Source organism: Brevibacillus centrosporus, assembly GCF_003710815.1.
Taxonomy (GTDB): Bacteria; Bacillota; Bacilli; order Brevibacillales; family Brevibacillaceae; genus Brevibacillus; species Brevibacillus centrosporus.
Map to the genome: position 1 here is coordinate 177910 of NZ_RHHP01000038.1, position 25767 is coordinate 203676.

Consider the following 25767-nt stretch of genomic DNA (forward strand, 5'->3'; position numbering starts at 1 on the left):
ATGTAGTATAGATTGTGGCAATTAGGCAGCCTGTCAACCAGGCTGCTTTTCCCCTAGGAGGTTCTATTCTTGGCAGATTTTTTGGTCTTTTTACGACGATTTATCGCTGAGCCTGGACGCGTCGGTAGTATTACCCCCAGCTCTCGTTTTTTATGTGAGCGAATGTTGAGCCGTGTCAATTGGGACAAGGCGAATGTCATCATGGAACTTGGACCGGGGACGGGTGCATTTACCCAAAGGATCTATCAAAACATTTGTCCAGATGCTAGGTACGTGCTTGTGGAGCGCGATGCTCAATTTCGTACCATGCTGCAGTCCCGGTTTCCCGATGTTATGATTCGGGAAGAAGCGACCATGCTGTCTCACTACTTGGAGGAATTGAAGCTTGGCCAGGCGGATGTCATCATTTCAGGGCTGCCCTTTGCCAATTTTCCGAAAGAACTACGGGAAGCAATCCTGGAACAAGTCCAGTCCGTACTGGCTCCAGGGGGGCTATTCATTACATTCCAATATTCGCTACAACTCCAAGCTGAGCTGCAGGAGCGATTTAGCTGGGTCGAAACCGATTTTACTCTGCTGAACATTCCACCTGCATTCATTTATACATGTCGTAATGGACAGAAGTGAAGATAATCGGCATGGGGCGTAAGAGAGGAGACTTTCGTGAAGCTGTCCCGCGTGCACAAAATGTTGGCTGGTGTCCTGATCATCTTGACGGGGATTGGTCTCTTTTTAGACAGTTTGCATATTATTTCGTTCGGGTTGTTTGATTTGTGGCCGATGGTGCTGGTCTATTTTGGTTTTCGCCTATGGGGGCAGCATAAACGAATCGGCGGCGGCATCCTATTTTGCCTTGGCGTGATCATAGCATTGGAAATGTGGTTTGGCATCGGGATCGATGACTTGTTTGGGTTGGTCATCCCCGCCTTGTTTGTTTACTTTGGATATCGACTGATTCGCGGCAAAACGCGGGAATCGGATCCAGTTGTCAAGTGGTTCTCGAAAAAGGAGCACGCAGCTGGAGCGGTAATGCCCGAGGAACCAAGCGTGGCGAAGCCCGAGCCAATCGAGGTGCGAAGCCATACTCACTCGTTACCAAAAGATTCCCGCAGTTCGCTGATCGGGGACTTTCATCTGACTTCCGGCCGTTTTGAGCTGAGTCATTTGCATGTTTGGCATGGGATTGGCGATGTGGTGATTGATTTGTCGCGCGCGATGCTGATGACGGAAGAAGCGCAGCTGAACATCGAGGGATGGATAGGCGACGTGACGATCTACGTGCCTGTCGATCTGCCGGTATCCGTATCGGCTGAGCTGTCTGTCGGCGATCTGGAGGTTTTCAGTAACCGTCAGGGAGGCATCAATCGCAGTATCATGATTCGCTCGGATCATTACGATCGGGCGGTAAATAAAGTGAGCTTGCATATCTCGCTGCTTGTCGGCGATATCAAAGTCAAGTACATCTAGGAGGTACTGGCGAATGCGTCGACAGCGATTAGCGAGTATTCAATGGCAAAGTGTCCGCTACGGCATGGGATTGTCCATAGCTACGGTCACCGTGGCGTTTGTTTGTTTTTTTGCGCTTCATCTCGTTTGGAAAGACGATCCGCAGCTGGTCCGTTGGTACTCGGAGCTGATACAGGATCCTCGGGTGCATCTGTGGACGGTTGAGTATTTGGGAATAGAGCTTCCGCCAGAGCCGGATTGGGTCGCGCAGCTGATGGCGGTCGTGGTTTCCCTGCCTGCCGGTGCATTGGTGGGGCTGATCTGCTCCTATATATACGGGAATCTGCTAAAAAAGCGGGTGAGCGTTCTGTGGGAAGCAGCCATGAAGCTGGGACGGGGGATGCTATCCTACCGTGTTCCGGAGCTTGGTGTCGATGAGATCGGCGAGCTGGGCTGGCAGCTGAACCGGCTGGCGTCCCAATGGGAAGAGCAGGTGGCATCCCTGCAGCGTTTGTCCAATCACAATGCGGCACTGGCAGACCAGCTCAAGCAGGCTGCCGTGACGGAAGAGCGGCAGCGGTTGGCGCGTGAGCTGCATGATGCTGTCAGTCAGCAGCTGTTTGCGATCGCCATGACGACAGCCGCACTGAAACGGCTGATCGAAAAGAATCCGCAGCGTGCGGCGCAGCAGATCGAGCTCGTAGAGGAAATGGCGGCAGCAGCCCAGGCGGAGATGCGTGCCCTTCTTTTGCATCTGCGCCCGGCAACCCTGCAGAACAAGACGCTAAAGGAAGCCATTCTGGAACTGTTGGATGAGCTGACACGTAAAAATAGCATGGAGATTACCTGGGAAATCGAAGCGGTCGCGGGATTGCCAAGCGGCATCGAGGACCATTTGTTCCGCATTTTGCAGGAATCTCTCTCGAATACGCTTCGCCATGCCAAAGCCAGCCAGATCGCCGTAAAGCTGTTTACGTTGCAGGATCAGGTGAGACTGCGTGTGACGGATGACGGTGTTGGCTTTGATCCGGAAGGGGAGAAGCTGACCTCGTACGGCTTGCGCAGCATGCAGGAGCGGGTAACAGAAGTGGGTGGATCGATGGAGATATACTCCGCGGTCGGAAAGGGGACGCAAATCGAAGTGCGGATTCCTCTGATGTCACAGACGGAACGGGAAGGGTGAATGTATCTGTGATTCGCGTATTACTGGTAGATGATCACGAGATGGTACGGATGGGATTGGCTGCGTATTTGTCCACGGAGGATGACATCGAAGTCGTAGCAGAGGCGGGCAACGGCGAAGAAGGGGTGCGCCTGACGGTGGAGCTTCGCCCGGATGTCGTCCTGATGGATCTGGTCATGGAAGGCATCGGCGGTGTAGAAGCGACCAGACGGATTCGAGAGGCTTGTCCGGGGAGCAAGGTCATCGTGCTGACGAGCTTTATCGATGATGAAAAGGTGTATCCTGTGATTGAAGCCGGAGCCTTCAGCTACTTGCTGAAAACCTCCCGGGCAGCCGAAATTGCTAGGGCGATCCGATCCGCAGCCGCTGGAGAGCCAGTATTGGAATCACGGGTGGCAGGAAAGATCATGGCCCGTTTCCGTCACGGTCAAGAAGCACAGCCACACGAGCAGCTAACTCCTCGTGAGCTGGAGGTGCTGAAGCTCATCGGGCAAGGCAAATCCAATCAGGAAATTGCCGACGAGCTGATTATCGGCATCAAGACCGTTAAAACACACGTCAGCAATATTTTAGCCAAGCTAAACGTTGAAGATCGTACTCAGGCAGCGATTTACGTGCACACCAACCACCTTGGCTGACAAGAGAAAACAGCTCACCCTGCAAGAGAGGGTGAGTTTTTTTTGTTTATGTGGTAAAGATAGTAAGTAATAGATTTGGAAAGGAGGGGACGGGCTATGAGGCACAAACCTCAGACACGCTCCAAGGTGCTTTCGGCTGACAACGGTGTAGATTTTGTGGGAGATGTACACGGTTGTTACGACGAATTTATGGAATTGCTGAAGCGTTTGGGTTATGAGCGAAGCCAAGAAGGTACGTTTCGCCATCCCCAGGGCAGAAAGCTCCTTTCCCTCGGCGATATCACGAGTAGAGGCCCACATTCTATCAAGATGCTACAGTTCTTTATTCAACATATTGCTGCTGGCGTAGCGGAGATGGTGGATAGCAACCACGGCTGGAAGGTTGCCCGCTGGCTGGACGGCAGACCGGTCACCTTGGCACATGGTGACGAGAAGGTGGAAGAAGAGTTTCGGGTATACCAGCAGGAGTTCGGGCCCAAAAAAGCTTCCCTGCTGCGAGAGCAGAGCCGCAGACTGCTATTTTCGTCTCCTTCCCACATGATGGTCAAAAAAAACGACAAACTTGTCGCTGTCGCCGTACATGCGGGGATCAAGGACGATTACATCGGCCTAGAATCGCCTGCTGTGCACACGTTCTGTCGATATGGCGACGTCGCGGGTACCGGACCAGACGGGCGTCCCATCCGCAGGGAGTGGGCCAAAGAAAGAAGAGGGTACGAGCCTTTGATTGTCTGGGGGCATGACCCTCGTCCGGAACCGGAACGCCAAAACGGTACACTCAATATCGACCAGGGCTGCGTATTTGGCGGAAAGCTGACCGCCTATCGCTATCCTGAGGACGAGCTTGTGAGTGTACCGGCAAAGGAAAATTATTCGGGTCTGTCAGATACGCCGCTGACGCGTTATACCGCAGACTGAGAGTCTTTGTTCTTCTTGTTCTTGGAGGCTGTCCACTGCTCGATGGTGTTTTTCGAAGTGGAGTGGATTCCTACAGTTGCGAGCCCGGCAGTGACCCCTTCCATCAGAGCTGTCTTCCAGTCAAAGCCAGGGGCGTACAGCCACTGATTTACCATGTAGATCCCGATAATCAAGACCACTGCTACCCAGCTTCGCAGCTTTTTCGGAATGCGAAAGACATCGGCTAGGGTAGCGGTGGCCGCCAGGGCAAATGCGATAATCAAGCCCAGATCAAAACCCATGCGGCCCCAACTCCCTGTTAAGATTTCAGTTTTTCGTACAAGCGTCTCAGAATGACGGCCTCTGCCCAAAGGGGGAGCGGATTGTCAGCCTGATGTCGCCAGTCCTCATTGGTCAAGAGTCCCTCATCAAACATCCAGTCGATGGCTTCCTGTTTCCAGTCGGGCACGTCGCTGCCACCTCCATTATTCGGGTTGCCGTTTCCGCCTCCCGGGTTTTGCGTTCCGCTGCCTCCGCCGCTAGCGGGCGGGGTAGTGGTAGGAGTAGGAGCCGTCTTTGGCGGCTGGTACGTCAGATTGGCGTACTCACAAAAGGCGCGAACGACGGCCTCCGCGAGACTTTGCCAGTCCTTGCTGAGTTTATCCGCATCCAAAGGGTTATCAGCGAAGCCGTATTCGACGATGACTGTCTCCACGCTTCCCGTCTCGCGGTTCATGTAATAGTAGTCCTGACGCGGGTTGTTGGGGAGTGTCCGGGTGAAGATACGCCGGTTTGGAACTCCTTCTGCCTCCAGCTCTTCTGCGATGAGCCGTGGAAAGGCAGCAGTTCCGTAAATGGAGTAGATGACCTCGGAGCCGCGTCCACCACCTGCATTGATATGGTTGGAAATGCAGTAACGAGCTCCGCTGCCTCGGACTAGCGCCGCACGATCTTCGCTTGGCAAGGTCACATCGGATGATCTCGTCACGGCAACGGGGATTTGCATTTCTTGAAATCGGCGGTATTGATAGAGGGTAATGTTTAGGGTCATTTGTTTTTCCGTAAACTGCGCACTGTTTCCACCGCCAGGGTCCACTCCGCCGTGTCCGGCATCCAGAATGACGATAGGAGCCATATTTTCATCACCTCATGCAATCAGCATATGCTTGGAAAAGCAAACATGTTGAGGGCAGTCTCATCATTTTTCCTAGTGACAATGTACATATGGCCTAACTATGGTACAATAAAAGGGTTCGTAATTACGCAAAGAGGATGGTAATGTATTGATGGCTTGGTACAACTGGGTAATCCCGATCGTTACACTTTTGCTCGGCCTGGTAGGCGGTTTTGCCGGCGGGACTTATTATTTGAAAAAGCAGATGCAGAACATGCAAATGGACGAAAAACAGCTGCAAGCCATGGCTCGTTCGATGGGTATGAATTTGAACCAAAAACAGCTGAAACAAATGAGCCGCACCATGAAAAATATGAAAATGCCAAATAAATTCGGGAAATAAACAAGCGGAGGGGTGTCGCTATGGGTCCGACCCGTCTGCGCTACACGATGATTGGTTTTATTCTTGGCGTTTTCGTCGTGTATTTGAAAGAGCTGCCTTTGGGTGAAGGGACCCGGTTTGCAGCACCTTTTTACGGAGCGGGCATCGGCCTGCTGATTGACGGCATCATCTTGCGAATGAAACAGAGAAAAGGGAAAGAAGAGTAGGGGAGCTTGGCGGGACGCCAGGCTTTTTTCGAGAGCTTGACGGGACGCCAGGCTTTTTTCGAGAGCTTGGCGAAACGCCAGGCTTTTTTCGAGAGCTTGGCGAAACGCCAGGCTTTTTTCGAGAGCTTGGCGAAACGCCAGGCTTTTTTTGTGCCCATGTACCTGAAAAAGGCACCTGATCATCGATCAAACGCCTTTTTACTCGCGACGGGGTAAGGGAACAAGTCCACGACTCGGATGCTTTGGCCGCTTTCGTTCGAAAACACGACATGCTCCCGGGTGAATTCACGGGGGCTCCTCAGGCCGGAAGCGGCTGCCAGGGAAAATAACCCTTCCCGTAGTTGTAGGATGTAGTTCATCACGCGCCATTGCTTCTCTTCCGGGGCAAGCGCTTCTTGGTATTTGGAATCCGTAGTTGTAATTCCAGTCGGACACTTGCCGGTGTGGCATTGCAGCGCCATAATGCAGCCGTTCGCCATCATAAATCCGCGGGCGGAGTTGACACAGTCCGCGCCGAGTGCGAGAGCGATGGCCACTTTGTCAGGTGTGATCAGCTTGCCAGATGCGAAAATTTTGAAGCGGTCACGCACGCCGTATTTTCTCGCGGTATCGTCCAGAATAAGCAGCGCAGCAAAAAGCGGTAATCCCATGCCGTCAGCCATTGCCTTAAAAGTCGCCCCGGAGCCGCCCTCAGAACCGTCAACAGTAATGAAGTCCGGAAAGATATCCAGCGCAAGCATAGTCTGAAAAAACGACTCGAGCCTGTGCGAATCGCCGACGACGATTTTGACCCCCACCGGTTTGCCGCCTTCCTCCTGCAAGGTGCCTATGAAACGAAGCGCTTCCTCTGGATTGGTCAGAAATTCAAAGCGGTTCGGCGAGTTCACTGTCTTGCCTACAGGCACCAAGCGCGCTGCTGCGACTTTTTCGGTGACCTTGGTGCCTTCGAGGTGACCGCCGCGTATTTTTGCGCCCTGATGAAATTTCAGTTCGAACGCCTTGATGTTGGAAATGCTCGCTTTGCGTTTATACTCTTCGATAGAAAAGCGCCCAGAATCATCGCGGAAGCCGAACAGGCCAGGACCGATCTGAGAGACGATATCGGCGCCCGTAGCCAAGTGCACTTCTGCCACCCCGCCTTCCCCTGTATTAATCCAAGAGCCGCCTGCCATGAACGCGCCATTTCCTGTGGACTGAATATAATGCTCGCCGACAGCTCCGTAGGAAGTAGCAGAAGCGCCAAACATGCCTTTCAGGCGCCACGGATGCTTGCGGTTTTCCCCTACTACGATGACGTCATCATCATGCAGCAGCCAAGGCTTTACTTGATCATCTATGAATTTTTCCCTTCTGGTAAACAGCCCCTCATCGGTAATCACATATTTCTTTCCAGGTATGAGCTTCTCATTATCTACGCGAAGCTCGCTCGTTAATTGAGGGAACATGGCGTTGGATAAATAGAAGCCGGGCTTCTCATAGTCGCGTCTTCCGCCGAAGGAGATGAGATCCGTTCGATATTTCGCGGCATAGACGAGACCGACAAAATCGGCCCGCGAAAACGGTTTCCCTTCTGTATCGTTGTCAAACCAGTATTGGCGAAATTCAGGCCCTAGCTTTTCGAGCAAATAACGCATCCAGCCTAGGAAGGGGTGAGAGCGAATGATGGAGTGCTTTGGTTTTTTCGATAAGGCGTACATATAGCCGAAAAATATCAATGGAGGCAATGCTACGATAAGAAGCAGTATGACCAGCAGGACTGTAGGCACCATCTTGCTAAAACCTCCCGAAGCGTATACATCGATCATCATGAAACAGGTATAGCTTACCGCCAATTACCAATTCTCATTCTGTCTTCGGGAAACGAAGGGCAAGAAAAAAAGCGCCCCCAAAACAGGTGGACGCTCGCTGTTGGTTGTGCTTACGAAAAGATTAATTCATATACCATTTTGGTAATCAGCGTGATGGAAACGATCAAAAACAGGGGACGAACATAGCGCACGCCGGTTTTGATCGCCATACGAGCTCCGAGCGAAGCCCCGAGCAGCATGGCCACACCCATGACCAGACCTGTTACGAAAACGACCTTGCCTTCGAGAGTGAAGACGGTGAGAGCGGCGATGTTACTCGCCAGATTGAGGATGCGCCCGTTTCCGGCAGCGATGACAAAATCATAGCCGAAGAGCAGCACCATCAGGAAAACGAAAAACGAACCTGTACCCGGTCCGAAAAATCCGTCGTAGAATCCGATCAGAAAAGTAAACGGAATCCCTACGCTGAGCGTGAACTTGGTGTAGCCCTTGAAGTTGGCTACTTCCCCGAATCGTTTATTAAATAAGGTATAAACGAATATGAGGGCCATCATAATAATCACGAGCACTTTCAGGAGCTCCTGCGGAACGAATAGAACCGTCTTGGCACCGAAGTAGGCTCCGATTAGCGAGACCGGGAACAACATGTACATCAGCTTCTTGTCAAATTTGCCGCTCCGGATAAACGTAATGGAACTAGTAGCCGAAGAAATCGTGCCGGCTAGCTTGTTTGTGCCCAAAGCGAGGTAAGGGGGCATCCCAAGTCCGAGCAAAGCAGGGAGGGAGATCAGGCCGCCACCGCCTACCGTACTGTCAATAAAGGCGGCGACAAATCCGAATAATGCGAGAAAAAGTATCGTCGATAAATCCATTTCCACGAGAATCACCTAGTTTTCCATGTTTGTAATAAACCAAGTCTAGCACGGACGAACCCGATTGCAAGATGGAAATCTTTGAAATAAAAAATAATAGATTACGATACTTTGCATACCTATTTGTTGTAAAAGTGAGTCTGTTGAATTATAATAGAACTGTAGCTTGACCCATACATATTTTGAGGAGGAATGTTACAATGGCACATCAACTTCCTGCATTGCCTTACGCGCACAATGCTCTGGAACCGCATATCGACGCTCAAACAATGGAAATCCACCATGGACGTCACCACGCAACTTATGTAAACAACCTCAACGCTGCTCTGGAAGCTCATGCTGACCTGCAAGACAAAAGCGTAGAAGAATTGATCAGCAACATCGACGCTTTGCCAGAAGGCATCCGCACAGCAGTTCGTAACAACGGCGGCGGACATGCGAACCACACTCTCTTCTGGGAAATCCTGAGCCCGAACGGCGGCGGCGCTCCAGCTGGTGAACTGGCTGACGCGATCAACGCGGCTTTCGGAAGCTTTGACAACTTCAAAGCTGAATTTGCAAAAGCAGCAACTGGCCGTTTTGGTTCCGGTTGGGCTTGGCTGGTAGCAGATGGCGGAAAAGTGGCAATCACTTCCACTCCAAACCAAGACAGCCCTGTAATGGAAGGCAAAACGCCTATCCTCGGTCTGGACGTATGGGAGCATGCTTACTACCTGAAATATCAAAACAAACGCCCTGACTACATCGGCGCATTCTGGAACGTAGTTAACTGGGATGAAGTAAGCAAACGTTTCGCTGCTGCGAAATAATAGCTGCTTATCACAAAGAGGAAGGCTTGTCGCTCTATTTTCGCGACAAGCCTTTTTTTGCAGGTAAGAATGGATCAGATTTTCATCCAGTATAGTGCAGCTAAGACTTCACCAATGTGAATAACCTTTTGATAAATCGCGGTCGCTCCTCCTTGAACAGGCCACGAGAAAAAAGTGTTGAGTGACATAATTGGAAAAAAACATAAATGTAAGTGTTTTCATTTACAAATATGTATAGTATGCCTATAATTCCCTTTAGAATGACTTGTTAATCGACAATACAGTTCACATACGGTTAGGCGGAGAAAATGGAGAAAACCCTTACCCGTAAACACATGACCCTCAGGGGGGAGTAGTGTGTTTATGCTGTGTAAGGGTTTTTTCCTTTTTTGTGTCTCCAATACTTGATTCACTTATGGTGGTCGATTAACAGAAGAATAGAGAGGGGTCTGACAAATGAAAAAGAAGAACAAATGGTTTCATGGGGTTGCAACAGCAGCATTGCTTACATCTGTTGTGCTCGGAGGATGCTCTTCCTCTGAGGGGACAGCTGCTGGTAACACGGCAAGCACGGATGGCGGAGGAAAAAAAGAGCTAGGTTCTATCGCGTTTTATTCACCTGAGACACCTGATATGACCAAAGAGATGGGACAAGCATTTGAAAAATTGAAGCCAGGTTCGTCCGTGAATGTGCAATACGCTGGTACCAACGTACTCGTAAACCGCATGATCGCAGAGAAAGACAATCCAATGGCTGACCTTTGGTACGGCGGAGGAGGCTTCCTGCCGTTCGAGTCTGCGAAAGATAAAGGAATCATCACATCCTACACGCCGGAAGCGATCAAAGATTGGCCAGAAGTACAGGATGGCATCAAAGTTCGCGACAAAGATTGGAAGTGGATCGGTGCTGAGGTATTCGTACTTGGCTTCGTCTACAATACGGATCTGGTAAAGCCGGAAGAATTGCCGAAAACTTGGGACGATTTGCTCGATCCAAAATGGAAGGGCAAAATTCAAATGCCAAACCCTGCAGCCTCGGGTACAGCGACTCTCCTCGTACTTAGCCAGTTGATGGAAAAAGGCGAAGAACCAGGTTGGGAATATTTTAAGAAACTGGTGGATCAGATGAGTGCGATGCCGGATTCAGGATCTGCTCCTACGAAAGCGGTTGCAAAGGGAGAGGCCTTGATCGGAATTGGCTTTGACTTTATGGCGTACGAGAACAAAGCAAAAGGCGAGAAAGTAGACTTCATCGTGCCTGAAAAAACGCCAATCATCGTGAATCCTGTTTCTTTGGTAGAAAATGGACCAAATCCGGACGGGGGGAAAGCGTTCATCGACTACCTACTCTCCAAAGAAGGACAACAAAAATTGGCTGACTGGTACCATATCCCTATCTCTAAAGAAGTGCAATCCAAGACTCCTCTGACATTGGAAAAAGTCATTCCGCACGCACAGGAGATGGATGTGGATTGGGTCGTGCAAAACTACGACCGCGTACGTAACGAATGGCGTCAAAAATTCCAATAAGAGGGGGATCTTCCAATGGGATCGGTGAAGATTGAGCACTTAAACAAACAATTTAACGGAAACACCGCTTTGGAAGATGTCAATCTGGAGATTCAAGAGGGCGAGTTTTTCGCCCTCCTGGGTCCATCCGGTTGCGGGAAAACGACGACAATGCGTTGTGTAGCCGGTTTTGAGACGCCGACCTCCGGATCTATCTTCATCGGTGATCGAAACGTAAATCAGATTCCAGCGAATCAACGCAATTGCGGGATGGTTTTCCAAAGCTATGCACTGTTTCCTCATCTAAACGTCTTCGAAAATGTGGCGTACAGCTTAAATATTCGCCGTTTTTATGAAGGCGGTTTTGGCACAAAGCTATCGACATTGGCACATTTACTGAACAGAAGACTTGGCAAGGTAGATCGTGCTACCGAGCAAAAAGTCAGGGATGCTCTTGATTTTGTGGAATTGGGACATTTGGCTGATCGTCTGCCAGGTCAATTGTCCGGTGGTCAGCAGCAGCGCGTGGCACTTGCTCGAGCGCTTGTGATGGAGCCTGCTGTTTTGCTGATGGACGAGCCTCTCTCCAATTTGGATAAAAAGCTGCGCAACGTCATGCGCGTCACGATTCGGCAGATCCAGCAAAAGGTAGGGATCACGACGATTTTCGTCACGCACGATCAGGAGGAGGCCATGAGCATGGCTGACCGTGTGGCGGTCATGCACGGCGGTCGCCTGGTGCAGGTTGATACGCCTACGGCTTTGTACAGTAACCCGGCAAACAAGTTTGTAGCCGATTTTGTAGGTTCCTCCAACATCTTGAACGGAACGGTCAAAGGGGTAAATGATTCGGGTGAAACCTTGATTGAGATTGGGGATAACAGATTCCTTCGTTCCACATACCCAACGAACAAAAAAGACGTAGAAGTCATCATCAGACCTGAGAGCATTCGCCTGTTAACGAGCGAGAAAGCAGCTGACGACGAGAACATCTTGGATGGAACGATTGAACTATCCACTTATTTGGGCCCGACGATCCGATACGATGTCAAGGTTGGCGAGTTGCGCTTTGAGGTTGATACGGTGTTCGAAGCGGGCAGTCCAATCTTGCCATCAGGAACAAGGGTGAAGCTGCAAATCGATCCGAATCGAGTGGTGGCGTTATGATGAAACGTTTGACCGCAAAGCTTAATGGGTTAACCGTTCTCAAGTGGCTGATTTATCTGTTCTTCTTTGTCTTCCTGCTTGTACCGCTCTTTTCGATTTTGCTCGTCAGCTTTACAGGCCAACCTGTAAACATTTTCGGCAGCTTTACTAGCCAGAAAATATTCGACTCTACGATAAAGAAGCTCTCCAATATTTCTGTGGAGGCTTACACGTCGATTTTTAGTGAAGGAAACAGCTATTTCGCCGCTTTGATGAACAGCTTGAAGCTGGGGACAGGCGTGGCAGTTCTGGTTACAGTGATCGTACTGCCCATCGCTTATGCATTTGCTCGAACGAAGATGCCGTTTAAGTCTTTCTTTGCGGCTTTGTGCACGATTCCGTTGATCATGCCTACGTTTATCTCTTCCCATGCCTTTGTCCTGATGTTTGGGAAAACAGGCTGGGTGACGCAGCTCTACCATAGCTTTGGTGGGGAGGGTGTCATTTTTGATGTGCAGTCCATGCTGGGGATCGTCCTCGTTCAAGTCTTTTTCTTCTTCCCGTATGCTCTGTGGCCAATGGTTGCCGCATTCAAGATTTGTGATGTCACCTTGGAAGAGGCTTCACAAAATTTGGGAGCGAAGAGCTGGTATACGTTCTTGCGAGTCACACTGCCGCTTGCGGTTCCTGGGATCGTTTCTAGTATGCTATTGATTTTTACGGTCAGCTTTTCCGATTTTGGGACACCGATTATTTTGGCACCAAAGGAATTGAATCTGATTGTCGTAGAGTCCTACCGGGAGATTGCAGGGTTCTTTAACTGGGCAGGTTCGGCAGTATTGACTGTCATTATGCTGCTAGTCGCAGCTTTCTTCTTCTGGCTGCAACGTCTTGTGATTAAAGGGAGAGAGTACGGAACGATTTCCGGAAAACCAACGAAGCAAAAGCTGAACGACCACAAAGGAACCATTGCAGGTTTGACTATCTACACGTTTTTGGTCATGCTGGTTCCCATTTTAGCTCTAGGTTCGATTTTCCTATCCTCGATTGCGACGACATGGGGACACCATGCGTTGCCGGACGGCTATACCATGAGTCATTACAAGACCATTTTCAGTACCTCGGGCAAGAATATTTGGAACAGTATGGTGCTGGCTGCCGGTACGCTGGTGCTCAGCGTAGTGATTTCGACCTTTGTTTCTTATTTTGTTGTACGTCGCGGATCGGGCGGGCTCGACTTCGTATCGTCCATTCCGTTGATCGTGCCTGGTATCGCGCTGGGGATCGCTCTGATCCAGACCTTTAACACAGCGCCAATCCATCTGACAGGTACGGCATTATTGCTCATCATCGCCTATACGATTCGCCGTATGCCTTACATGATTCGCTCAACGATGAGCTCGATGATGGCGATACGCAAAGACATCGAAGAGGCTGCTGTCAGCTTGGGAGCTTCCTCTCTCATCGCCGCAATCACAGTCATCGGTCCATTGATGCTACCGGGAATTGCAGCGGGGGCCATTTTGGTTTTTGTTACCGTGATTAAAGAAACGAGTATTTCGATTCTTTTGGCTCCGACTGAATGGGCACCCATGAGCTTGGCCGTGTTCCAAAACCTGCTGCGCGGCGAATATTATACGGCGTGCGCGATGGCGATCCTGATTATCGTGATCGTGATTATTCTCCAAGCACTGGCGAAGAAGATCACAAAAGATCAGCTCTATTGATAGTCGACAGAACAGGAAGGCAGGAGTGTGTGAGGAATGAAGGGATTTATTTTTGATCTGGACGGAACCGTCTATCTGGGAGACCAGTTAATCGAAGGGGCAGCGGAAGCTATACACGCCTTGCGCAGCAGAGGGGATAAAGTCGTATTCCTTTCCAACAAGCCGATAGCGACCCGGCAGTCATACGCGCACAAGTTGACCAAGATGGGGATTCCTACAAGTGTAGACGATATTTTGAATTCGTCTTTGATCGTCGCTCGTTATTTACAAAATGTGTGCAAGAAAGAGGATAAGGTATTGGTGATCGGAGAAGAACCGATCCGTGATGAGCTGCGTGATCACGGTATTGCCATGAGCGAGAATCCACTGGAAGTGAGCTACGTCGTGCTTTCTTGGGATCGTCAGTTTACCTATGACCGACTCAATGACTTGTATCAAGCTGCGATTCGGGGAGCCGTTGTGATTGCCTCCAATCCTGATCGTACATGCCCGCTAGAAGATGGACAGATCCCAGATACAGGAGCCCTGATCGGCGCACTGGAGGGAGCGACAGGTACGCCCATTCAGCTCGTTGTCGGCAAGCCGTCCAAGATCGCGGCGGAGGCTGCTGTTCAGCATCTCGGTCTGGATTATGATGCTTGCTACATGGTCGGAGATCGTCTGGAAACAGATATCAAGATGGGGAATGATACGGGGATGAGCTCTGTTCTTGTCCTGACTGGAATCACTACTCGCGCGATGGCAGAAACCAGTGAGTATACTCCTCGTTATATACTGAATAGTATTAAAGACATCGTTAACCTCTGAGATAAGCATGTTATAATTTAGGGTAGTGATTCCAGTTTAATGGAGGTTAATGGAATGTACCCGATTGTTGATCTGGTCGAATGCCAGACAATTGCCGCAGTTCAGGACGAACAGCATTTAGAGATTGCGATCCGAAGCGAAGCGAATATTATCTTTTTGCTTACAGGGTCGATTTTCAACATTAAAGAGCTGGTGGATCGAGTCAAAGCCGTCGATAAACACGTATTCTTGCACATGGAGTTTATCGAAGGTATCGCAGCAGATAAAAGCGGTGTCGCTTATGTCGCCAAAAATATAGCACCGACAGGGATCATCTCGACAAGAAGCAGCCTGATCCGGGTGGCAAAAGAGATGAACCTGATGGCGATTCAACGGATTTTTTTGATCGATCGTAATGCCGTGCTCAAAGGAATAAAAGTAATCGAGCAATCCTTGCCTGACGCAGTCGAGGTAATGCCAGGTGTCATGCCTCGCGTTATTCAGGAGATGACGAACTTGACGCCTTTGCCGATCATTGCAGGTGGATTGATCGATACCAAAAAAGAGATTAACGAAGCTTTGGCCGCTGGAGCACTAGCTGTCTCTGTCGGAACAAATGAATTATGGTCGTAGCACCATAGCATTTTCATAAGGGAAGAGAACAAGAGAACCCCCTGTGGAGAAGCTGCAACTTGACATGTTCAAGTTGCTCTTTTTCATGGGGGTTTTCTGTTTTTTTGAACAACCAGCACATGCAAATAGAGAGGGAGAGCGGAGATGAACACTCATTTTTCTGCGAATAATCGGACTGCTGTCCTCACCAGTATGGCAGAGAAAGAATTGGACCTGCTGGTGATCGGAGGCGGGATTACGGGAGCAGGGATTGCACTCGATGCGAGTCAGCGCGGGATTCGCGTCGGCCTGTTGGAGAAGAACGACTTCGGGTCCGGCACCAGCAGCCGTTCAACGAAGCTGATCCATGGCGGATTGCGTTATTTAAAGCAAGGAGATGTCAAACTCGTACAGGAGGTAGGCCGTGAACGAGCCATCTTGTACAAGAATGCACCGCATCTCGTTGTTGCGGCTCCGATGCTGCTCCCTGTTTACAAGGGAGGGACGTACGGATATCTGGCGTCCTCTGTTGGACTGTACGTCTACGATTGGCTCGCAGGGGTAGAGCGTAGGGAACGGCGCAAAATGATGAGCAGGGAAGAGACGCTGCGCCTCGAACCTCTGTTGAAAAAAGACGGCCTGAAGGGCGCAGGCTACTATTACGAGTACCGAACAGATGATGCGAGACTTACGCTGGACATCATGAAGACCGCCTGGCGACAAGGAGCAAGCATCGTCAACTATACGGAGATGACCGAATTTATTTACCGTGGGCAGAAGGCAGTTGGAGTCAAGGTAACGGATCGTCATTTAGGAAAGACATACGAGATTTATGCGAAAAAAATCGTCAATGCAACGGGACCGTGGGTGGATGGCGTACGGAAGCTCGATGGCTCACTGAAAGGGAAGCGTCTCTATTTAACCAAAGGTGTGCATCTGGTTGTGGAAAAGGATAAGCTGCCGGTTACGCAATCTGCTTACTTCGATACTCCGGATGGACGCATGATGTTCGTCATTCCACGTGGGAATATCACGTATGTCGGCACCACCGATACAGGCTACAAGCAAGACATCGATCAGCCGCGCACGACAAAAGAAGATCGGGACTATTTGCTGCGAGCAGTGAACGCGATGTTCCCAGATGTGAAGCTGGAAGAGAAAGACGTAGTCTCTCATTGGGCAGGGCTCCGTCCACTCATCTATGAAGAAGGAAAAGGCCCATCTGAGCTGTCTCGCAAAGATGAGATATTTATCTCGGATTCAGGCCTGATCACCATCGCTGGCGGAAAGCTGACGGGATTTCGGAAAATGGCTGAAAAAGTAGTCGATTTGGTCGCGGTAGATTTATCCAGGGAGTCAGGCCGTCGATTTGACGCTTGTCGTACAGATCAAACCGTGATCAGTGGTGGTGAACGTATGGGACATACCGATTATGCAGCCTGCAAGCAGGAGCTTTTGCAAGCGGGCGTGTCCAAAGGGGTAGATGCTGCCACGGCACAGGAATGGATCGAAACCTACGGAACCAACACCCTGCACATTTACAGCCGATTGGAAACGCGCCAAGAAAAGGGGAAGAAGCAAAGTGAAGAGCAGCTTCTGTGGGCGCAGCTTTCGTATGCGATGGAAGCAGAGATGACCACGACAGCAGTCGATTTCCTACGCCTGCGTACGGGCTGGACCTATTTTCAGCTTAAGAAAGCGGAGGAGAAGGCTGATGCGGTCATTCGGATGATGGGGGCCACGCTGGGATGGAACGAAGCCCAAAAAGAAAAAGAACGCGGAGCCGTCAACGAATTGCTGGAAACGATTTACCATCTCCCCAAAAATGAAGAGGAAATCTCTCTGACATCCAATCCACCAACAAAGCGAAAAGCGTTGTAGATAAAGAGTTGGAGAAAAAGTGCCCATTTGGTCAGGTTCTTTTTCTCCGCTTTTTTGTAGGTTCACCATGCAGATGTGCAGTGCGTTTTTTATAAAATTCAGGTAGGGAGCGAGTGAGATGAGGCAGACGGTGGGAACGAAGTTGTTTTCAGGTTTTTTGTGCATGCTGATCCTCATGGCCACTTTAGGCTGGCTAGGATTGCGAACAGAAGAACAAATCAATAGCAAGGCAGAGGAAATCAACGAAAACTGGCTTCCCAAGACGACAGCAATCTTACATATCAAATATCAGACAGAGCACTTTTTTTCATTGCAGCTTCAATACGCAAGTACGAGCGATTTGAGCAAAAAAGGCATTATCGACGGAGAAGCAAAGCAGACGCTTGAACAGATCCAAAAGCAATTTGAGGAGTATGGAAACCATCCCTTGAGCAAGGAGGAGGAAAAGTATTTTCAATCCTTGAAGGCTTCCTGGTCCAACTATCAACTGGCTTATCAGACACTGGTGGAGCAGTCGGAGGAAGTCTCGGTGGCAGATTTACAACGGGAAGCAGACACCATGTTTCAGGTGATGGAGGGCTATTTAGAAAATCTGATACGCATGAGTCAGGAGGGAGCGGCGACTGCAACAGCTCAGGCCACTTCTCTACATGAGTCGGGGAGAAAAAATACGCTGATCAGCATGGGGGTCGCCCTCTTAATCAGTTTGCTGCTCTCATTTATGCTGACCAGACACATCCGCCGTCCTTTGCTGCAGGTTGTACATGCGGTCAAGCTGGTCACAGAGGGGCAGCTGGGCAAGACGGACCTCGTCGTGTTAAATCGGGATGAAATCGGAGAATTGGCCAAACATGTCAATGAAATGCGTAACAAGCTGCGGGAATTTGCCATGCAAGTAAACGCCACCGCCCAGCATGTTACGCACTCGTCTGTACAATTGAGTGGACATGCCGAGGAGACGCTTGAAGCAAGCAACCAAATTGCTGTTGCGATGGCAGAAATCTCTGCGGGAAGCGACGCTACTGTCACGAGCACAGATGAGAGCGCCAAGGCCATGGAAGAAATGGCAATTGGCATTCAACGTGTGGCCGAGTCTACGGCTTCATTGGCAGAGGCATCGATCTGGGCCGCACAAGATGCGAATCATGGTATTCACGCGCTAGTAAAAGCAACGACTCAGATGGACGCTATTACTACGGCGATGGATGAATCGGTTATTGCGATACAACTGTTGGGAGAAAGCTCGCAGAAGATTCATCAAATCGTCGAGATGATCACACAGATTGCGTCCCAGACAAATCTGCTTGCGCTCAATGCGGCGATCGAGGCAGCGCGGGCCGGAGAGCAGGGACGAGGATTTTCTGTCGTAGCGGAAGAAGTACGCCAACTAGCAGAGAGCTCAGACCGGTTTGCCAAGCAGATCGCCGTCCTGATCAAAAACGTACAAGTAGAGGCTAACCAAGCGGTCGTTTCCATGCAAAGCATGTCTCAGGACGTTCACTACGGTGCATCCGTATTGAAGGAAGCAGAGGTAGCTTTTGAGCAAATCACTCACGGGATGGGACAGATTTCGAGTCAGGTGCAAGAGGTATCGGCCATTACGGAGGAGATGTCCGCCAGTGTGGAGCAATTGTCCGCATCTTCTGTGCAGACAGCTTCCGTGGTGAAGGGGGGAGCCCAGCAAACGTATAAGATCGTGGAGGCTACCCAGACACAGGTGCGGGCGTGTGAAGAAGTAAATGCTGCCTCTCGTTCGCTAGAGAGGCAGGCAGAAGAGTTAAAGCGAGCAGTTGAGTGGTTCCGATAGGTGATTTCAGAGGATTGTGGCGAGGAAAAGGCGCCTATTGCGATCAGGGCGATGCTAAGGATAGAAAAAGGAAAGCGGATCGGTTATAATACTTACGAAAAGTAACCGTGTTGAAATAGGAAAGAGGAGAGTGTTTCAGATGATGCCATCCCTGTTCATTGCTCACGGCTCACCCATGCTCGCAATAGAAGACAATTCCTATACACAAGCGCTGCATAACCTGCCGAATCTGCTCGTGCACCGTCCTCGCGCGATCGTGATGTTCTCTGCTCACTGGGAAGCGTTTGCCCAAGAAGTTGGTGTCATGGAGACATTCCCGACCATTCACGATTTCGGCGGCTTTCCGCAGGCACTGTACGAAATTCAGTATCCCGCAAAAGGGGATGAGGAGATCGCGCAGGAAGCAGTAGCGCTGCTGCAAGCGGCGGGAATCCCGGTCAACCTGAACCGTTCCCGCGGCCTGGATCACGGTCATTGGGTGGTGCTGCGAAAAGTATATCCGGATGCAGATGTGCCTGTTGTGGCGCTCTCCGTGAATCCGAATATGACGGTCGAGCAGCAGTATATGATCGGAAAAGCACTGGCACCTCTGCGTGCCAAAGATGTCCTGATTATCGGAAGCGGCAGCACGATCCATAATTTCTCCTATCTCGATATGCGGGAAACCTCGGGCGGAGCCTTTGAGTGGTCCCTGCAGTTTGAAGAATGGCTCAAGGAAACGCTGATGGAATGGAACGTGACCGATCTGGCGCAATATCGCACGCTGGCACCCCACGCTGAAAAAGCGGTTCCAGCCTATGGCAGTGAGCACTTTGTCCCTCTCGTCTATGCGATGGGAGCTGCGGATGACGATCGCATCGCGCAGCGTCTGCATATGAGCTTTCGTTATGGCAGTCTCAGCCATACGATCTGGCAATTCGGGAAGGCAGAATAATGACGAGGCTCATGGAGGATGTCTATCGGCAGTACAAATCGCTGATGTTTTCCCTCGCCTATCGCATGCTGGGCTCCGTGGCTGAGGCGGAGGACATCGTACAGGAGACGTTCCTTGCCTTGACGCAGAGCGACATCGATGACATTCAACACATAAAAAGCTATCTCTGCAAAGCTGTGACCAATCGCTGCCTGGATACGATGAAGTCCGCTCGTTGGAAAAGGGAGCAGTACGTGGGAGAGTGGCTGCCCGAGCCACTGGCGGATGATGCGACAGGCAGTGACCCTCTTCAGTCAGTTTTGATGGAAGAATCGGTATCCTACGGGCTTCTCGTCCTGCTGGAGACTTTGTCACCGGATGAACGTGTGGTCTACGTATTGCGGACTGCGCTTGGGTATGAGTACAGTACCATCGCTGAGATATTGAACAAATCCGAGGCTGCCTGCCGCAAGCTGCTCAGCCGTGCCCAGCAAAAGCTGAACGGAGCGGGCTTGCAGGTAGAAGTCCAGCCGGAACGCTCCAAAAGACTGGTCGAGAAGCTGATTTCAGCGATCTCTCACGCGGATTCACAGGCACTGGTGCAGCTGTTGAGTGAGGACGCGGTGCTGATTTCGGATGGCGGAGGGAAAACGCGTGCTGCGCTGCATCCGATTTTCTCCGATCAGCGTATTGTGGCATTTCTCACTGGCATCTGGCGCAAATGGGAAGACGCCCGTGTCGATCTGCAGATTCGTTCTATCAACGGGCAGCCGGGTCTCATCGTAGCCGTTGAGGGACAGCCGATTCGAGTCATCTCGCTGGTACTCAATCCGCATGAGGATAGGATCGAAAGGATCTATTTCGTGGTCAATCCAGAAAAATTGACCCATTTTTCCCCGAAAGCGTGATTTTTGGTCACAAGAGTATCCCTTCCCTCGTCTAGGAGAATGTAAAGCCAAAAACAAGCGAAGGGAAAGATGAACATGAAAGCGAGAATGAATTATAGATCTGCAAATCCGCAAGCGTTTCAAGCGATGATAAAGCTCGAGGGCTACGTCCAGGAGTGCGGGCTGGAAAAGGGCCTGATGGAGCTGATCAAAATCCGTGCTTCGCAAATCAATGGCTGCGCCTTCTGCCTCGACATGCACACGAAGGATGCACGTAAGCTAGGGGAAACCGAGCAACGCATTTATTTGCTTAGCGCGTGGAGAGAGGCTGCCTTCTACACAGATGCTGAGCGTGCAGCACTCGCTCTGACTGAAGCGGTTACCACGATCTCTGTCGGCGGCGTATCCGATGAACTGTACGAAGAGGTTCACAAGCATTTTGATGAAAAGCAATTCGTGTCTTTGATTATGGCGATCAACGTGATCAACGCTTGGAATCGTCTGGCTATCACTACAGGGATGACAGCACCGGCTGAGCTGTAAGCGGTTCGAGAGTGAAAAACATGAGGGGCATGGGGAGAGCGATCTTTCCTATGCCCTTCCTTTTTTATCTCAAAAAGGATTCATTGCGAATCGATCAAAAGACGCCGAATCTGGTACAATGGGGAAGGGAGTATTCCCAATTCTATGTAGCTTCGAGGTGTGTAGCATGATTATCAAATTCATTCGTCTGCGATAAGGGATAGAGGTTCTCGAGTGGCTCATTCATTTTTCTGTAAAATGCTTGGGTTTATTTGAGTCTGTCTTTCTTCCGTATTGCCTAAAAACGAATGAAATGGGGAACTACACATGAGACCGGAAACCATCCATCAAGTAAACGGTGTTGAAATATGTGCGCAGAGCTTTGGCGATCCGAAAGATCCAGCTGTCTTGCTGATTATGGGGGCCATGTGCTCGATGGTGTATTGGGATACCGCGTTTTGCGAACGATTGGCTGAGACGGGCCGCTACGTTATCCGTTTTGACAATCGGGATGTCGGGCGTTCTACTGTTTATGCTCCAGGGACAAAAAATTACTCGGTAGCGGATATGGCAAACGACGCGGTTGGCGTGCTTGATGCGTACCAGATTGAAAAGGCGCATCTCGTCGGGATGTCGCTGGGGGGAATGATCGCGCAGGTCATTGCTGTCTATTATCCGGAGCGCGTGCAGTCGATGACACTGATTGCTTCCGGCTTGTTTGGATCAGACAAAAATCATCGCAATCTCCCGCCGATGGACGAGAGTGTTCTTGCCTATCATGCAAAAGGGGCTTCGCTCGACTGGACAGATGAAAAGGCCGTTGCGGATTATTTGGTAGCAGGCTCAGCCATTTTGTGCGGTCCTGCCCACGTCTTTGAGGAAGAACGCGTTTACGCGCAAGTCACGGAGGAAATCAAGCGTGCCAACAACCTGCTTAGCATGTTCAATCACGCACAGCTGGTGGGAGATGACGCTTTTGAAGGGCGGCAATCCGAAATCAAAGCACCGACACTGGTGATCCACGGCACGCATGATACGATTCTGCCTTTTCCGCACGCAGAGGCGCTCGCAGCGGAGATTCCGGCCGCGACGCTATTGACGCTTGAAGGGACCGGTCATGAGATGCACAGCGATGATTGGGAAACGATCATCAAAGGTATTTACAGGCATACGAGCTCGGCAGAGTAAGTGAGCATACAAAAGGGGTTGTGACCGGTTTGCGCCGATCGCAGCCCCTTTATTCATACAGCAGACTACGACTGAGCGGGTTTTCCTGTATCGTCACCCACTGTTCTACCTGGATAAAAAAGCTTTTCCTCCGGGACCGGACTTCCTTTTGCCGTCAAGCTGTCTGGCGTGATGCGGAAAACAGCCGTGACACTGCCCATCGAGGAACGGTATTTGAGAACATGCTGCAGGGAAAGCGGCTCTTTGTAGTAGCCAGGTACGTACTTGTCGAGCATCGCCTGCATGGCATCCCGCATTTCCTCAGGCTCCTGCACACGCGCGATTGTTCCCGACAAAAAAACGCTCATATAGGCGGTATCGGTATGAGCAGGGATCGGGTCGGCGATGGTGCCGTATTCCTCGGTTACGCTAAAACAAACACGGCTATTCGCGTCGATCATCTCGACCTTACGACCGGAGTCCGCCCCGTGAAAGTAAATCTGTCCATTCCACCAACAGAAATTCAAGGGAACGATATACGGTTCATCTCCATTGGATAATCCGAGATTCCCTACTTTGGCATGAGACAGGAACGCATCGATTTGTGCTTGATCGGTTAGCGTTCGCTTTGAATAGCGAATGGGTATCATGATAAATCCCTCCATCGGACAAGTTCCACGAGCAGTAGTAGCCTTAGCTTAGAGCTTTTTTGACTCGGTAAAAAGGGGCAGTTTTCCACAGAAGGGGCAGGTCAAAATACAAAAAAGCCGCCCATGGAGAGGACGGCGAGAGGTTATCCGAGCTGGCGATTGGGGTCCATTTTCTTGGTCAACTGATCTTCTCCGCGATGGATCCAGCCAACAAACGAATCCCGTATTTGCAAATCAAAGCCCAGGTAAACAACGGCGACGAACATGTAGTGGCTTTTTCCCTGGAAGCGTGAACGATACCGCAGATCGATCCATTTGACCTCATAGCCGAAGGGGCGCTCTGTTGTCTCTACGTGCACATGATGGGTGAACGAGAGGAAGGACTGCACCTTGCGACTTTTTTTGGCTGCGGCGATTCGGTCGTTTTCGGGCTTGATCGAAAAGGTGTCGAGAATGATCACTTCACCCGAGTGGATCTCGCCCACGTACCAATGATGCTCGGTCTTGGCAACGAAAGTCCAATTTGACCACGAAATCGTGGGAATGATCGTATAGGTGCCTGACTTGCCTATGCTTTGACGGACGAGCTCCGTCGTTCGCTTCTGTGCTTGGCATCGCCAGTAGTAGTACACGGCGATGATCACATAAATCCAAAGAAACAGCCTTCCCGGCTCAAGGCCTGCTGCCCATAGCATAAGGCCAACCAGATGCGCAGCAAAGATGAACGGGTCAAAAATAAAAATGGCGTTCAGAGCGACCCATTTGTCTCGAAACGGATACAACCCCTTGGTACCATAGGAATTGAACAAGTCGACGAAAACGTGTAAGCAGACCGCCAGAAAGATCCAGCCTAATAAATGGAGCCACGAGGTTTGTGGCATGATGGTCTGAATAAGAGCAAATGTAGCCCCTGTCCAGAGAAACAGAGCTGGCACTGAATGCGATACGCCTCGATGGTTGCGAACATAAGCTGCGGTGCCGCGTATACGGATCAAGCCGTCCAGATCAGGTGCTTGTGAGCCGATGACCGTGCCGATCATCACAGCTTCCGCGAGTCCTGGAGTCGATGCTACGACAGGATCGAGATAGGCGAGACCTGCCAATCCGAAGCCCATAGCAAAATGTGTGGCGGTATCCATGGAATCGGCGTACCCCTCCTTTCCTCCCTGTTGTATTTATTATGGTTTATTATAGCGTGGAGAGCAGGAGAATTCCCGCCTCATTTGAAAAAAATTGTGATCTTGTTCGGTTTTCCACAAACAAGTATGATGAGGAAGATTGACCTCGAAGGGGAGGACAAAGTGATGCTGACTGTGTTTATCGAATATAAGCTGGACCCTGCCAAGCGACAGGATGCGCTCATATTGCTCGAAGGAATGGCTGAAAAGCTGTCCGCGATGGGAGCCGCTTCATACTCCTGTTTGGAAGGGATCGATCAGCCAGGCTTGTTCGTCGAAATGTTTGAAGTCGAAGAAGTCGAGCAGTACGAGAAAATCAAGGCATGGCGTTTGGCAGATGAAGCTTTTTGTGCCTGTGTGTCAGGCGGTGCTGCCAAGCTGAACGTCTGGGCGTTCCGTGCCGTGAAGCGATAACGAAAAGGAGCAAACGTACAAAAGATGGCTGGAAAGAAAACAAAAGAACTGACTTATACATTGCCAGAAGAATTTCATGTCTTTGGTTTCTCATCCGATTTGCTGGCTTGGTACGATTCGCAAAAGCGGGATCTGCCATGGCGGATCAACCGAGACCCTTACCGCGTGTGGGTATCGGAAATCATGCTGCAGCAAACGCGCGTAGAAACCGTTAAACCTTATTATGCGAATTTCATGGAGAAATTCCCGACGATCGGCGCATTGGCAGAAGCTCCCGAAGACGAAGTGCTAAAAGCGTGGGAAGGACTTGGCTATTACTCGCGGGCACGCAACCTGCAGACAGCAGCACGCGAGGTTCAGGCGCGCTACGGTGGAGTGGTACCCGACTCGCCGGAGGAAATCGCCACACTAAAAGGAGTAGGACCTTATACAGCCGGGGCGATTTTGAGCATTGCTTATGAAAAAGCAGAGCCTGCTGTCGATGGCAACGTGATGCGTGTTTTCTCTCGCTTGCTGTATTTGACAGATGATATTGCCAAACCGGCGACACGGATCAAAATCGAGCATCTCGTTCGTCAGGTGATTCCGCATGGACGAGCCGGCGATTTCAATCAGGCGCTGATGGAGCTGGGCGCGATGGTCTGTGTGCCGCGCACGCCGCAATGCCTGACCTGTCCGGTTTTTGATTATTGCATGGCTCGTCAGGAGGGGGTACAGGAAGACCTCCCGATCAAAGGAAAAGCGAAGCCGCCGCGTCCGATTCATCTCCAGGTAGGTGTCATCATGAAAGAAGGGAAAGTCTTGATCAACAAGAGACCGGAAACCGGACTTTTGGCTGGCATGTGGGAGTTCCCGATGGTGGAGACTGACGTAGAGCGTGACGCTGCCAAGCAGGAAGTATTGGCAAACGGGATTCGCGAGCGCTTCGGCATCGATATCGAAGTGATCGATATGCTGGGAGACGTTCAGCATACCTTTTCCCACTTGCAATGGAATATGCAAGTGAGGTCCTGTGACTGGATCGATGGTGAGGAATTGCCGCCTCATGCCCGATTTGTGGAGATCGATGAACTGGATACCTATACTTTTCCTGGGGCCCATCACAAAATTCGCGATTTAATGCAAAAACGAAATGAGTCTGCCAGATAAACAAAAGCCCTGCTTCTTTGCAGGGCTTTCTTGTACAGTAAGA

Annotated in this window: 27 protein-coding genes; 21 read left to right on the forward strand and 6 right to left on the reverse strand. The window is 50.6% G+C overall.

All coding sequences use genetic code 11. The annotated features are described in order from the left end of the window. Window positions 1–69 precede the first annotated feature (69 nt). The 5 genes from EDM55_RS25350 to prpE all read left to right on the forward strand — a co-directional run bounded on the left by EDM55_RS25350 (window position 70) and on the right by prpE (window position 4185). A complete protein-coding gene (locus tag EDM55_RS25350; protein WP_170184318.1) occupies window positions 70–627 on the forward strand; it encodes a class I SAM-dependent methyltransferase in 558 nt (185 codons plus the stop codon). Between the two features lie 36 nt (window positions 628–663). After that, window positions 664–1467: a cell wall-active antibiotics response protein LiaF gene (liaF, locus tag EDM55_RS25355; RefSeq protein ID WP_092267042.1), complete on the forward strand. Its 804-nt coding sequence runs from the start codon at window positions 664–666 to the stop codon at window positions 1465–1467. Between the two features lie 13 nt (window positions 1468–1480). Continuing rightward, window positions 1481–2629 (forward strand): HAMP domain-containing sensor histidine kinase, encoded by a 1149-nt coding sequence (locus tag EDM55_RS25360; RefSeq protein ID WP_092267041.1) that lies wholly within the window; start codon window positions 1481–1483, stop codon window positions 2627–2629. Window positions 2630–2637: 8 nt separating this feature from the next. Next, window positions 2638–3267, forward strand: coding sequence for a response regulator (locus tag EDM55_RS25365; RefSeq protein ID WP_092267040.1), 630 nt, complete (start codon window positions 2638–2640; stop codon window positions 3265–3267). Window positions 3268–3363: 96 nt separating this feature from the next. Further along, complete coding sequence (gene prpE, locus EDM55_RS25370; RefSeq protein WP_092267039.1) at window positions 3364–4185, forward strand: bis(5'-nucleosyl)-tetraphosphatase PrpE; 822 nt, start codon at window positions 3364–3366, stop codon at window positions 4183–4185. On the opposite strand, the gene EDM55_RS25375 is transcribed toward prpE, so the two are convergent. Then, window positions 4170–4466 (reverse strand): hypothetical protein, encoded by a 297-nt coding sequence (locus EDM55_RS25375; protein ID WP_092267038.1) that lies wholly within the window; start codon window positions 4464–4466, stop codon window positions 4170–4172. The two genes, prpE and EDM55_RS25375, sit on opposite strands and share 16 nt — an antisense overlap. Window positions 4467–4483: 17 nt before the next feature. Beyond that, on the reverse strand, window positions 4484–5299 hold the full coding sequence (locus tag EDM55_RS25380) for an N-acetylmuramoyl-L-alanine amidase family protein (protein WP_092267037.1): 816 nt from the start codon (window positions 5297–5299) through the stop codon (window positions 4484–4486). Window positions 5300–5450: 151 nt separating this feature from the next. Between EDM55_RS25380 and EDM55_RS25385 the strand changes: the two genes are divergently transcribed. Both EDM55_RS25385 and EDM55_RS25390 read left to right on the forward strand, forming a co-directional pair. Next, entirely contained in the window at window positions 5451–5681 is a 231-nt protein-coding gene (locus tag EDM55_RS25385) for a YneF family protein (protein WP_092267036.1), read from the forward strand. A gap of 20 nt (window positions 5682–5701) precedes the next feature. Continuing rightward, on the forward strand, window positions 5702–5887 hold the full coding sequence (locus EDM55_RS25390; protein ID WP_092267035.1) for a hypothetical protein: 186 nt from the start codon (window positions 5702–5704) through the stop codon (window positions 5885–5887). Window positions 5888–6066: 179 nt separating this feature from the next. Here EDM55_RS25390 and EDM55_RS25400 read toward each other — a convergent pair whose 3' ends face one another. Beyond that, on the reverse strand, window positions 6067–7656 hold the full coding sequence (locus EDM55_RS25400) for an FMN-binding glutamate synthase family protein (protein ID WP_092267033.1): 1590 nt from the start codon (window positions 7654–7656) through the stop codon (window positions 6067–6069). Between the two features lie 149 nt (window positions 7657–7805). Then, the gene (locus EDM55_RS25405; protein ID WP_092267032.1) at window positions 7806–8573 is read right to left on the reverse strand and encodes a TSUP family transporter; all 768 of its coding nucleotides are present in this window, start codon (window positions 8571–8573) and stop codon (window positions 7806–7808) included. Between the two features lie 194 nt (window positions 8574–8767). On the opposite strand from EDM55_RS25405, the gene EDM55_RS25410 reads away from it, so the two are divergent. The 12 genes from EDM55_RS25410 (at window position 8768) to mle (ending at window position 22354) form a co-directional block, all read left to right on the forward strand. After that, complete coding sequence (locus tag EDM55_RS25410; RefSeq protein ID WP_092267031.1) at window positions 8768–9376, forward strand: superoxide dismutase; 609 nt, start codon at window positions 8768–8770, stop codon at window positions 9374–9376. A 456-nt stretch (window positions 9377–9832) separates the two neighbouring features. After that, entirely contained in the window at window positions 9833–10906 is a 1074-nt protein-coding gene (locus tag EDM55_RS25415; RefSeq protein WP_092267030.1) for an extracellular solute-binding protein, read from the forward strand. A gap of 15 nt (window positions 10907–10921) precedes the next feature. Further along, the gene (locus tag EDM55_RS25420) at window positions 10922–12052 is read left to right on the forward strand and encodes an ABC transporter ATP-binding protein (RefSeq protein ID WP_092267029.1); all 1131 of its coding nucleotides are present in this window, start codon (window positions 10922–10924) and stop codon (window positions 12050–12052) included. Next, entirely contained in the window at window positions 12052–13758 is a 1707-nt protein-coding gene (locus EDM55_RS25425) for an ABC transporter permease (protein ID WP_092267028.1), read from the forward strand. Before EDM55_RS25420 ends, EDM55_RS25425 begins: the two co-directional genes overlap by 1 nt. A gap of 36 nt (window positions 13759–13794) precedes the next feature. Next, complete coding sequence (locus tag EDM55_RS25430; protein ID WP_092267027.1) at window positions 13795–14565, forward strand: HAD-IIA family hydrolase; 771 nt, start codon at window positions 13795–13797, stop codon at window positions 14563–14565. Window positions 14566–14619: 54 nt separating this feature from the next. Next, complete coding sequence (locus EDM55_RS25435) at window positions 14620–15177, forward strand: glycerol-3-phosphate responsive antiterminator (RefSeq protein WP_092267026.1); 558 nt, start codon at window positions 14620–14622, stop codon at window positions 15175–15177. A gap of 144 nt (window positions 15178–15321) precedes the next feature. Continuing rightward, entirely contained in the window at window positions 15322–17037 is a 1716-nt protein-coding gene (locus EDM55_RS25440; RefSeq protein WP_092267025.1) for a glycerol-3-phosphate dehydrogenase/oxidase, read from the forward strand. A 118-nt stretch (window positions 17038–17155) separates the two neighbouring features. Continuing rightward, the gene (locus EDM55_RS25445) at window positions 17156–18844 is read left to right on the forward strand and encodes a methyl-accepting chemotaxis protein (RefSeq protein ID WP_092267024.1); all 1689 of its coding nucleotides are present in this window, start codon (window positions 17156–17158) and stop codon (window positions 18842–18844) included. 139 nt (window positions 18845–18983) lie between these two features. After that, entirely contained in the window at window positions 18984–19778 is a 795-nt protein-coding gene (locus tag EDM55_RS25450; RefSeq protein WP_092267023.1) for a dioxygenase family protein, read from the forward strand. After that, window positions 19778–20665, forward strand: a complete 888-nt coding sequence (locus EDM55_RS25455; RefSeq protein WP_122961664.1) for an RNA polymerase sigma-70 factor — start codon at window positions 19778–19780, stop codon at window positions 20663–20665. Before EDM55_RS25450 ends, EDM55_RS25455 begins: the two co-directional genes overlap by 1 nt. 75 nt (window positions 20666–20740) lie before the next feature. Then, window positions 20741–21187, forward strand: a complete 447-nt coding sequence (locus EDM55_RS25460) for a carboxymuconolactone decarboxylase family protein (RefSeq protein WP_174769260.1) — start codon at window positions 20741–20743, stop codon at window positions 21185–21187. Window positions 21188–21493: 306 nt separating this feature from the next. Then, window positions 21494–22354 carry an alpha/beta fold macrolide esterase gene (gene mle / locus EDM55_RS25465; protein ID WP_092267020.1) on the forward strand — a complete coding sequence of 287 codons (861 nt, stop codon included), beginning with the start codon at window positions 21494–21496 and terminating at the stop codon, window positions 22352–22354. 65 nt (window positions 22355–22419) lie between these two features. On the opposite strand, the gene EDM55_RS25470 is transcribed toward mle, so the two are convergent. Continuing rightward, window positions 22420–22983: a pyridoxamine 5'-phosphate oxidase family protein gene (locus EDM55_RS25470; protein ID WP_092267019.1), complete on the reverse strand. Its 564-nt coding sequence runs from the start codon at window positions 22981–22983 to the stop codon at window positions 22420–22422. 143 nt (window positions 22984–23126) lie between these two features. Next, window positions 23127–24122 carry a metal-dependent hydrolase gene (locus EDM55_RS25475; protein ID WP_122961666.1) on the reverse strand — a complete coding sequence of 332 codons (996 nt, stop codon included), beginning with the start codon at window positions 24120–24122 and terminating at the stop codon, window positions 23127–23129. An 84-nt stretch (window positions 24123–24206) separates the two neighbouring features. On the opposite strand from EDM55_RS25475, the gene EDM55_RS25480 reads away from it, so the two are divergent. Together EDM55_RS25480 and mutY are read left to right on the forward strand one after the other, a co-directional pair. Next, window positions 24207–24575, forward strand: a complete 369-nt coding sequence (locus tag EDM55_RS25480) for a hypothetical protein (protein ID WP_246070828.1) — start codon at window positions 24207–24209, stop codon at window positions 24573–24575. A gap of 24 nt (window positions 24576–24599) precedes the next feature. Next, complete coding sequence (gene mutY / locus EDM55_RS25485; RefSeq protein ID WP_092267017.1) at window positions 24600–25724, forward strand: A/G-specific adenine glycosylase; 1125 nt, start codon at window positions 24600–24602, stop codon at window positions 25722–25724. Window positions 25725–25767 lie beyond the last annotated feature (43 nt).

Coding starts and splice junctions, on each gene's coding strand:
- mle (WP_092267020.1), top strand. CDS start 21,494: ATGAGACCGGAAACCATCCATCAAGTAAACGGTGTTGAAATATGTGCG.
- EDM55_RS25460 (WP_174769260.1), top strand. CDS start 20,741: ATGAAAGCGAGAATGAATTATAGATCTGCAAATCCGCAAGCGTTTCAA.
- EDM55_RS25380 (WP_092267037.1), bottom strand. CDS start 5,299: ATGGCTCCTATCGTCATTCTGGATGCCGGACACGGCGGAGTGGACCCT.
- EDM55_RS25470 (WP_092267019.1), bottom strand. CDS start 22,983: ATGATACCCATTCGCTATTCAAAGCGAACGCTAACCGATCAAGCACAA.
- EDM55_RS25450 (WP_092267023.1), top strand. CDS start 18,984: ATGATGCCATCCCTGTTCATTGCTCACGGCTCACCCATGCTCGCAATA.
- mutY (WP_092267017.1), top strand. CDS start 24,600: ATGGCTGGAAAGAAAACAAAAGAACTGACTTATACATTGCCAGAAGAA.
- EDM55_RS25420 (WP_092267029.1), top strand. CDS start 10,922: ATGGGATCGGTGAAGATTGAGCACTTAAACAAACAATTTAACGGAAAC.
- EDM55_RS25430 (WP_092267027.1), top strand. CDS start 13,795: ATGAAGGGATTTATTTTTGATCTGGACGGAACCGTCTATCTGGGAGAC.
- EDM55_RS25455 (WP_122961664.1), top strand. CDS start 19,778: ATGACGAGGCTCATGGAGGATGTCTATCGGCAGTACAAATCGCTGATG.
- EDM55_RS25400 (WP_092267033.1), bottom strand. CDS start 7,656: ATGGTGCCTACAGTCCTGCTGGTCATACTGCTTCTTATCGTAGCATTG.
- EDM55_RS25375 (WP_092267038.1), bottom strand. CDS start 4,466: ATGGGTTTTGATCTGGGCTTGATTATCGCATTTGCCCTGGCGGCCACC.
- prpE (WP_092267039.1), top strand. CDS start 3,364: ATGAGGCACAAACCTCAGACACGCTCCAAGGTGCTTTCGGCTGACAAC.
- EDM55_RS25475 (WP_122961666.1), bottom strand. CDS start 24,122: ATGGATACCGCCACACATTTTGCTATGGGCTTCGGATTGGCAGGTCTC.
- EDM55_RS25415 (WP_092267030.1), top strand. CDS start 9,833: ATGAAAAAGAAGAACAAATGGTTTCATGGGGTTGCAACAGCAGCATTG.
- EDM55_RS25425 (WP_092267028.1), top strand. CDS start 12,052: ATGAAACGTTTGACCGCAAAGCTTAATGGGTTAACCGTTCTCAAGTGG.
- EDM55_RS25390 (WP_092267035.1), top strand. CDS start 5,702: ATGGGTCCGACCCGTCTGCGCTACACGATGATTGGTTTTATTCTTGGC.
- EDM55_RS25440 (WP_092267025.1), top strand. CDS start 15,322: ATGAACACTCATTTTTCTGCGAATAATCGGACTGCTGTCCTCACCAGT.
- EDM55_RS25445 (WP_092267024.1), top strand. CDS start 17,156: ATGAGGCAGACGGTGGGAACGAAGTTGTTTTCAGGTTTTTTGTGCATG.
- EDM55_RS25385 (WP_092267036.1), top strand. CDS start 5,451: ATGGCTTGGTACAACTGGGTAATCCCGATCGTTACACTTTTGCTCGGC.
- EDM55_RS25360 (WP_092267041.1), top strand. CDS start 1,481: ATGCGTCGACAGCGATTAGCGAGTATTCAATGGCAAAGTGTCCGCTAC.
- EDM55_RS25410 (WP_092267031.1), top strand. CDS start 8,768: ATGGCACATCAACTTCCTGCATTGCCTTACGCGCACAATGCTCTGGAA.
- EDM55_RS25435 (WP_092267026.1), top strand. CDS start 14,620: ATGTACCCGATTGTTGATCTGGTCGAATGCCAGACAATTGCCGCAGTT.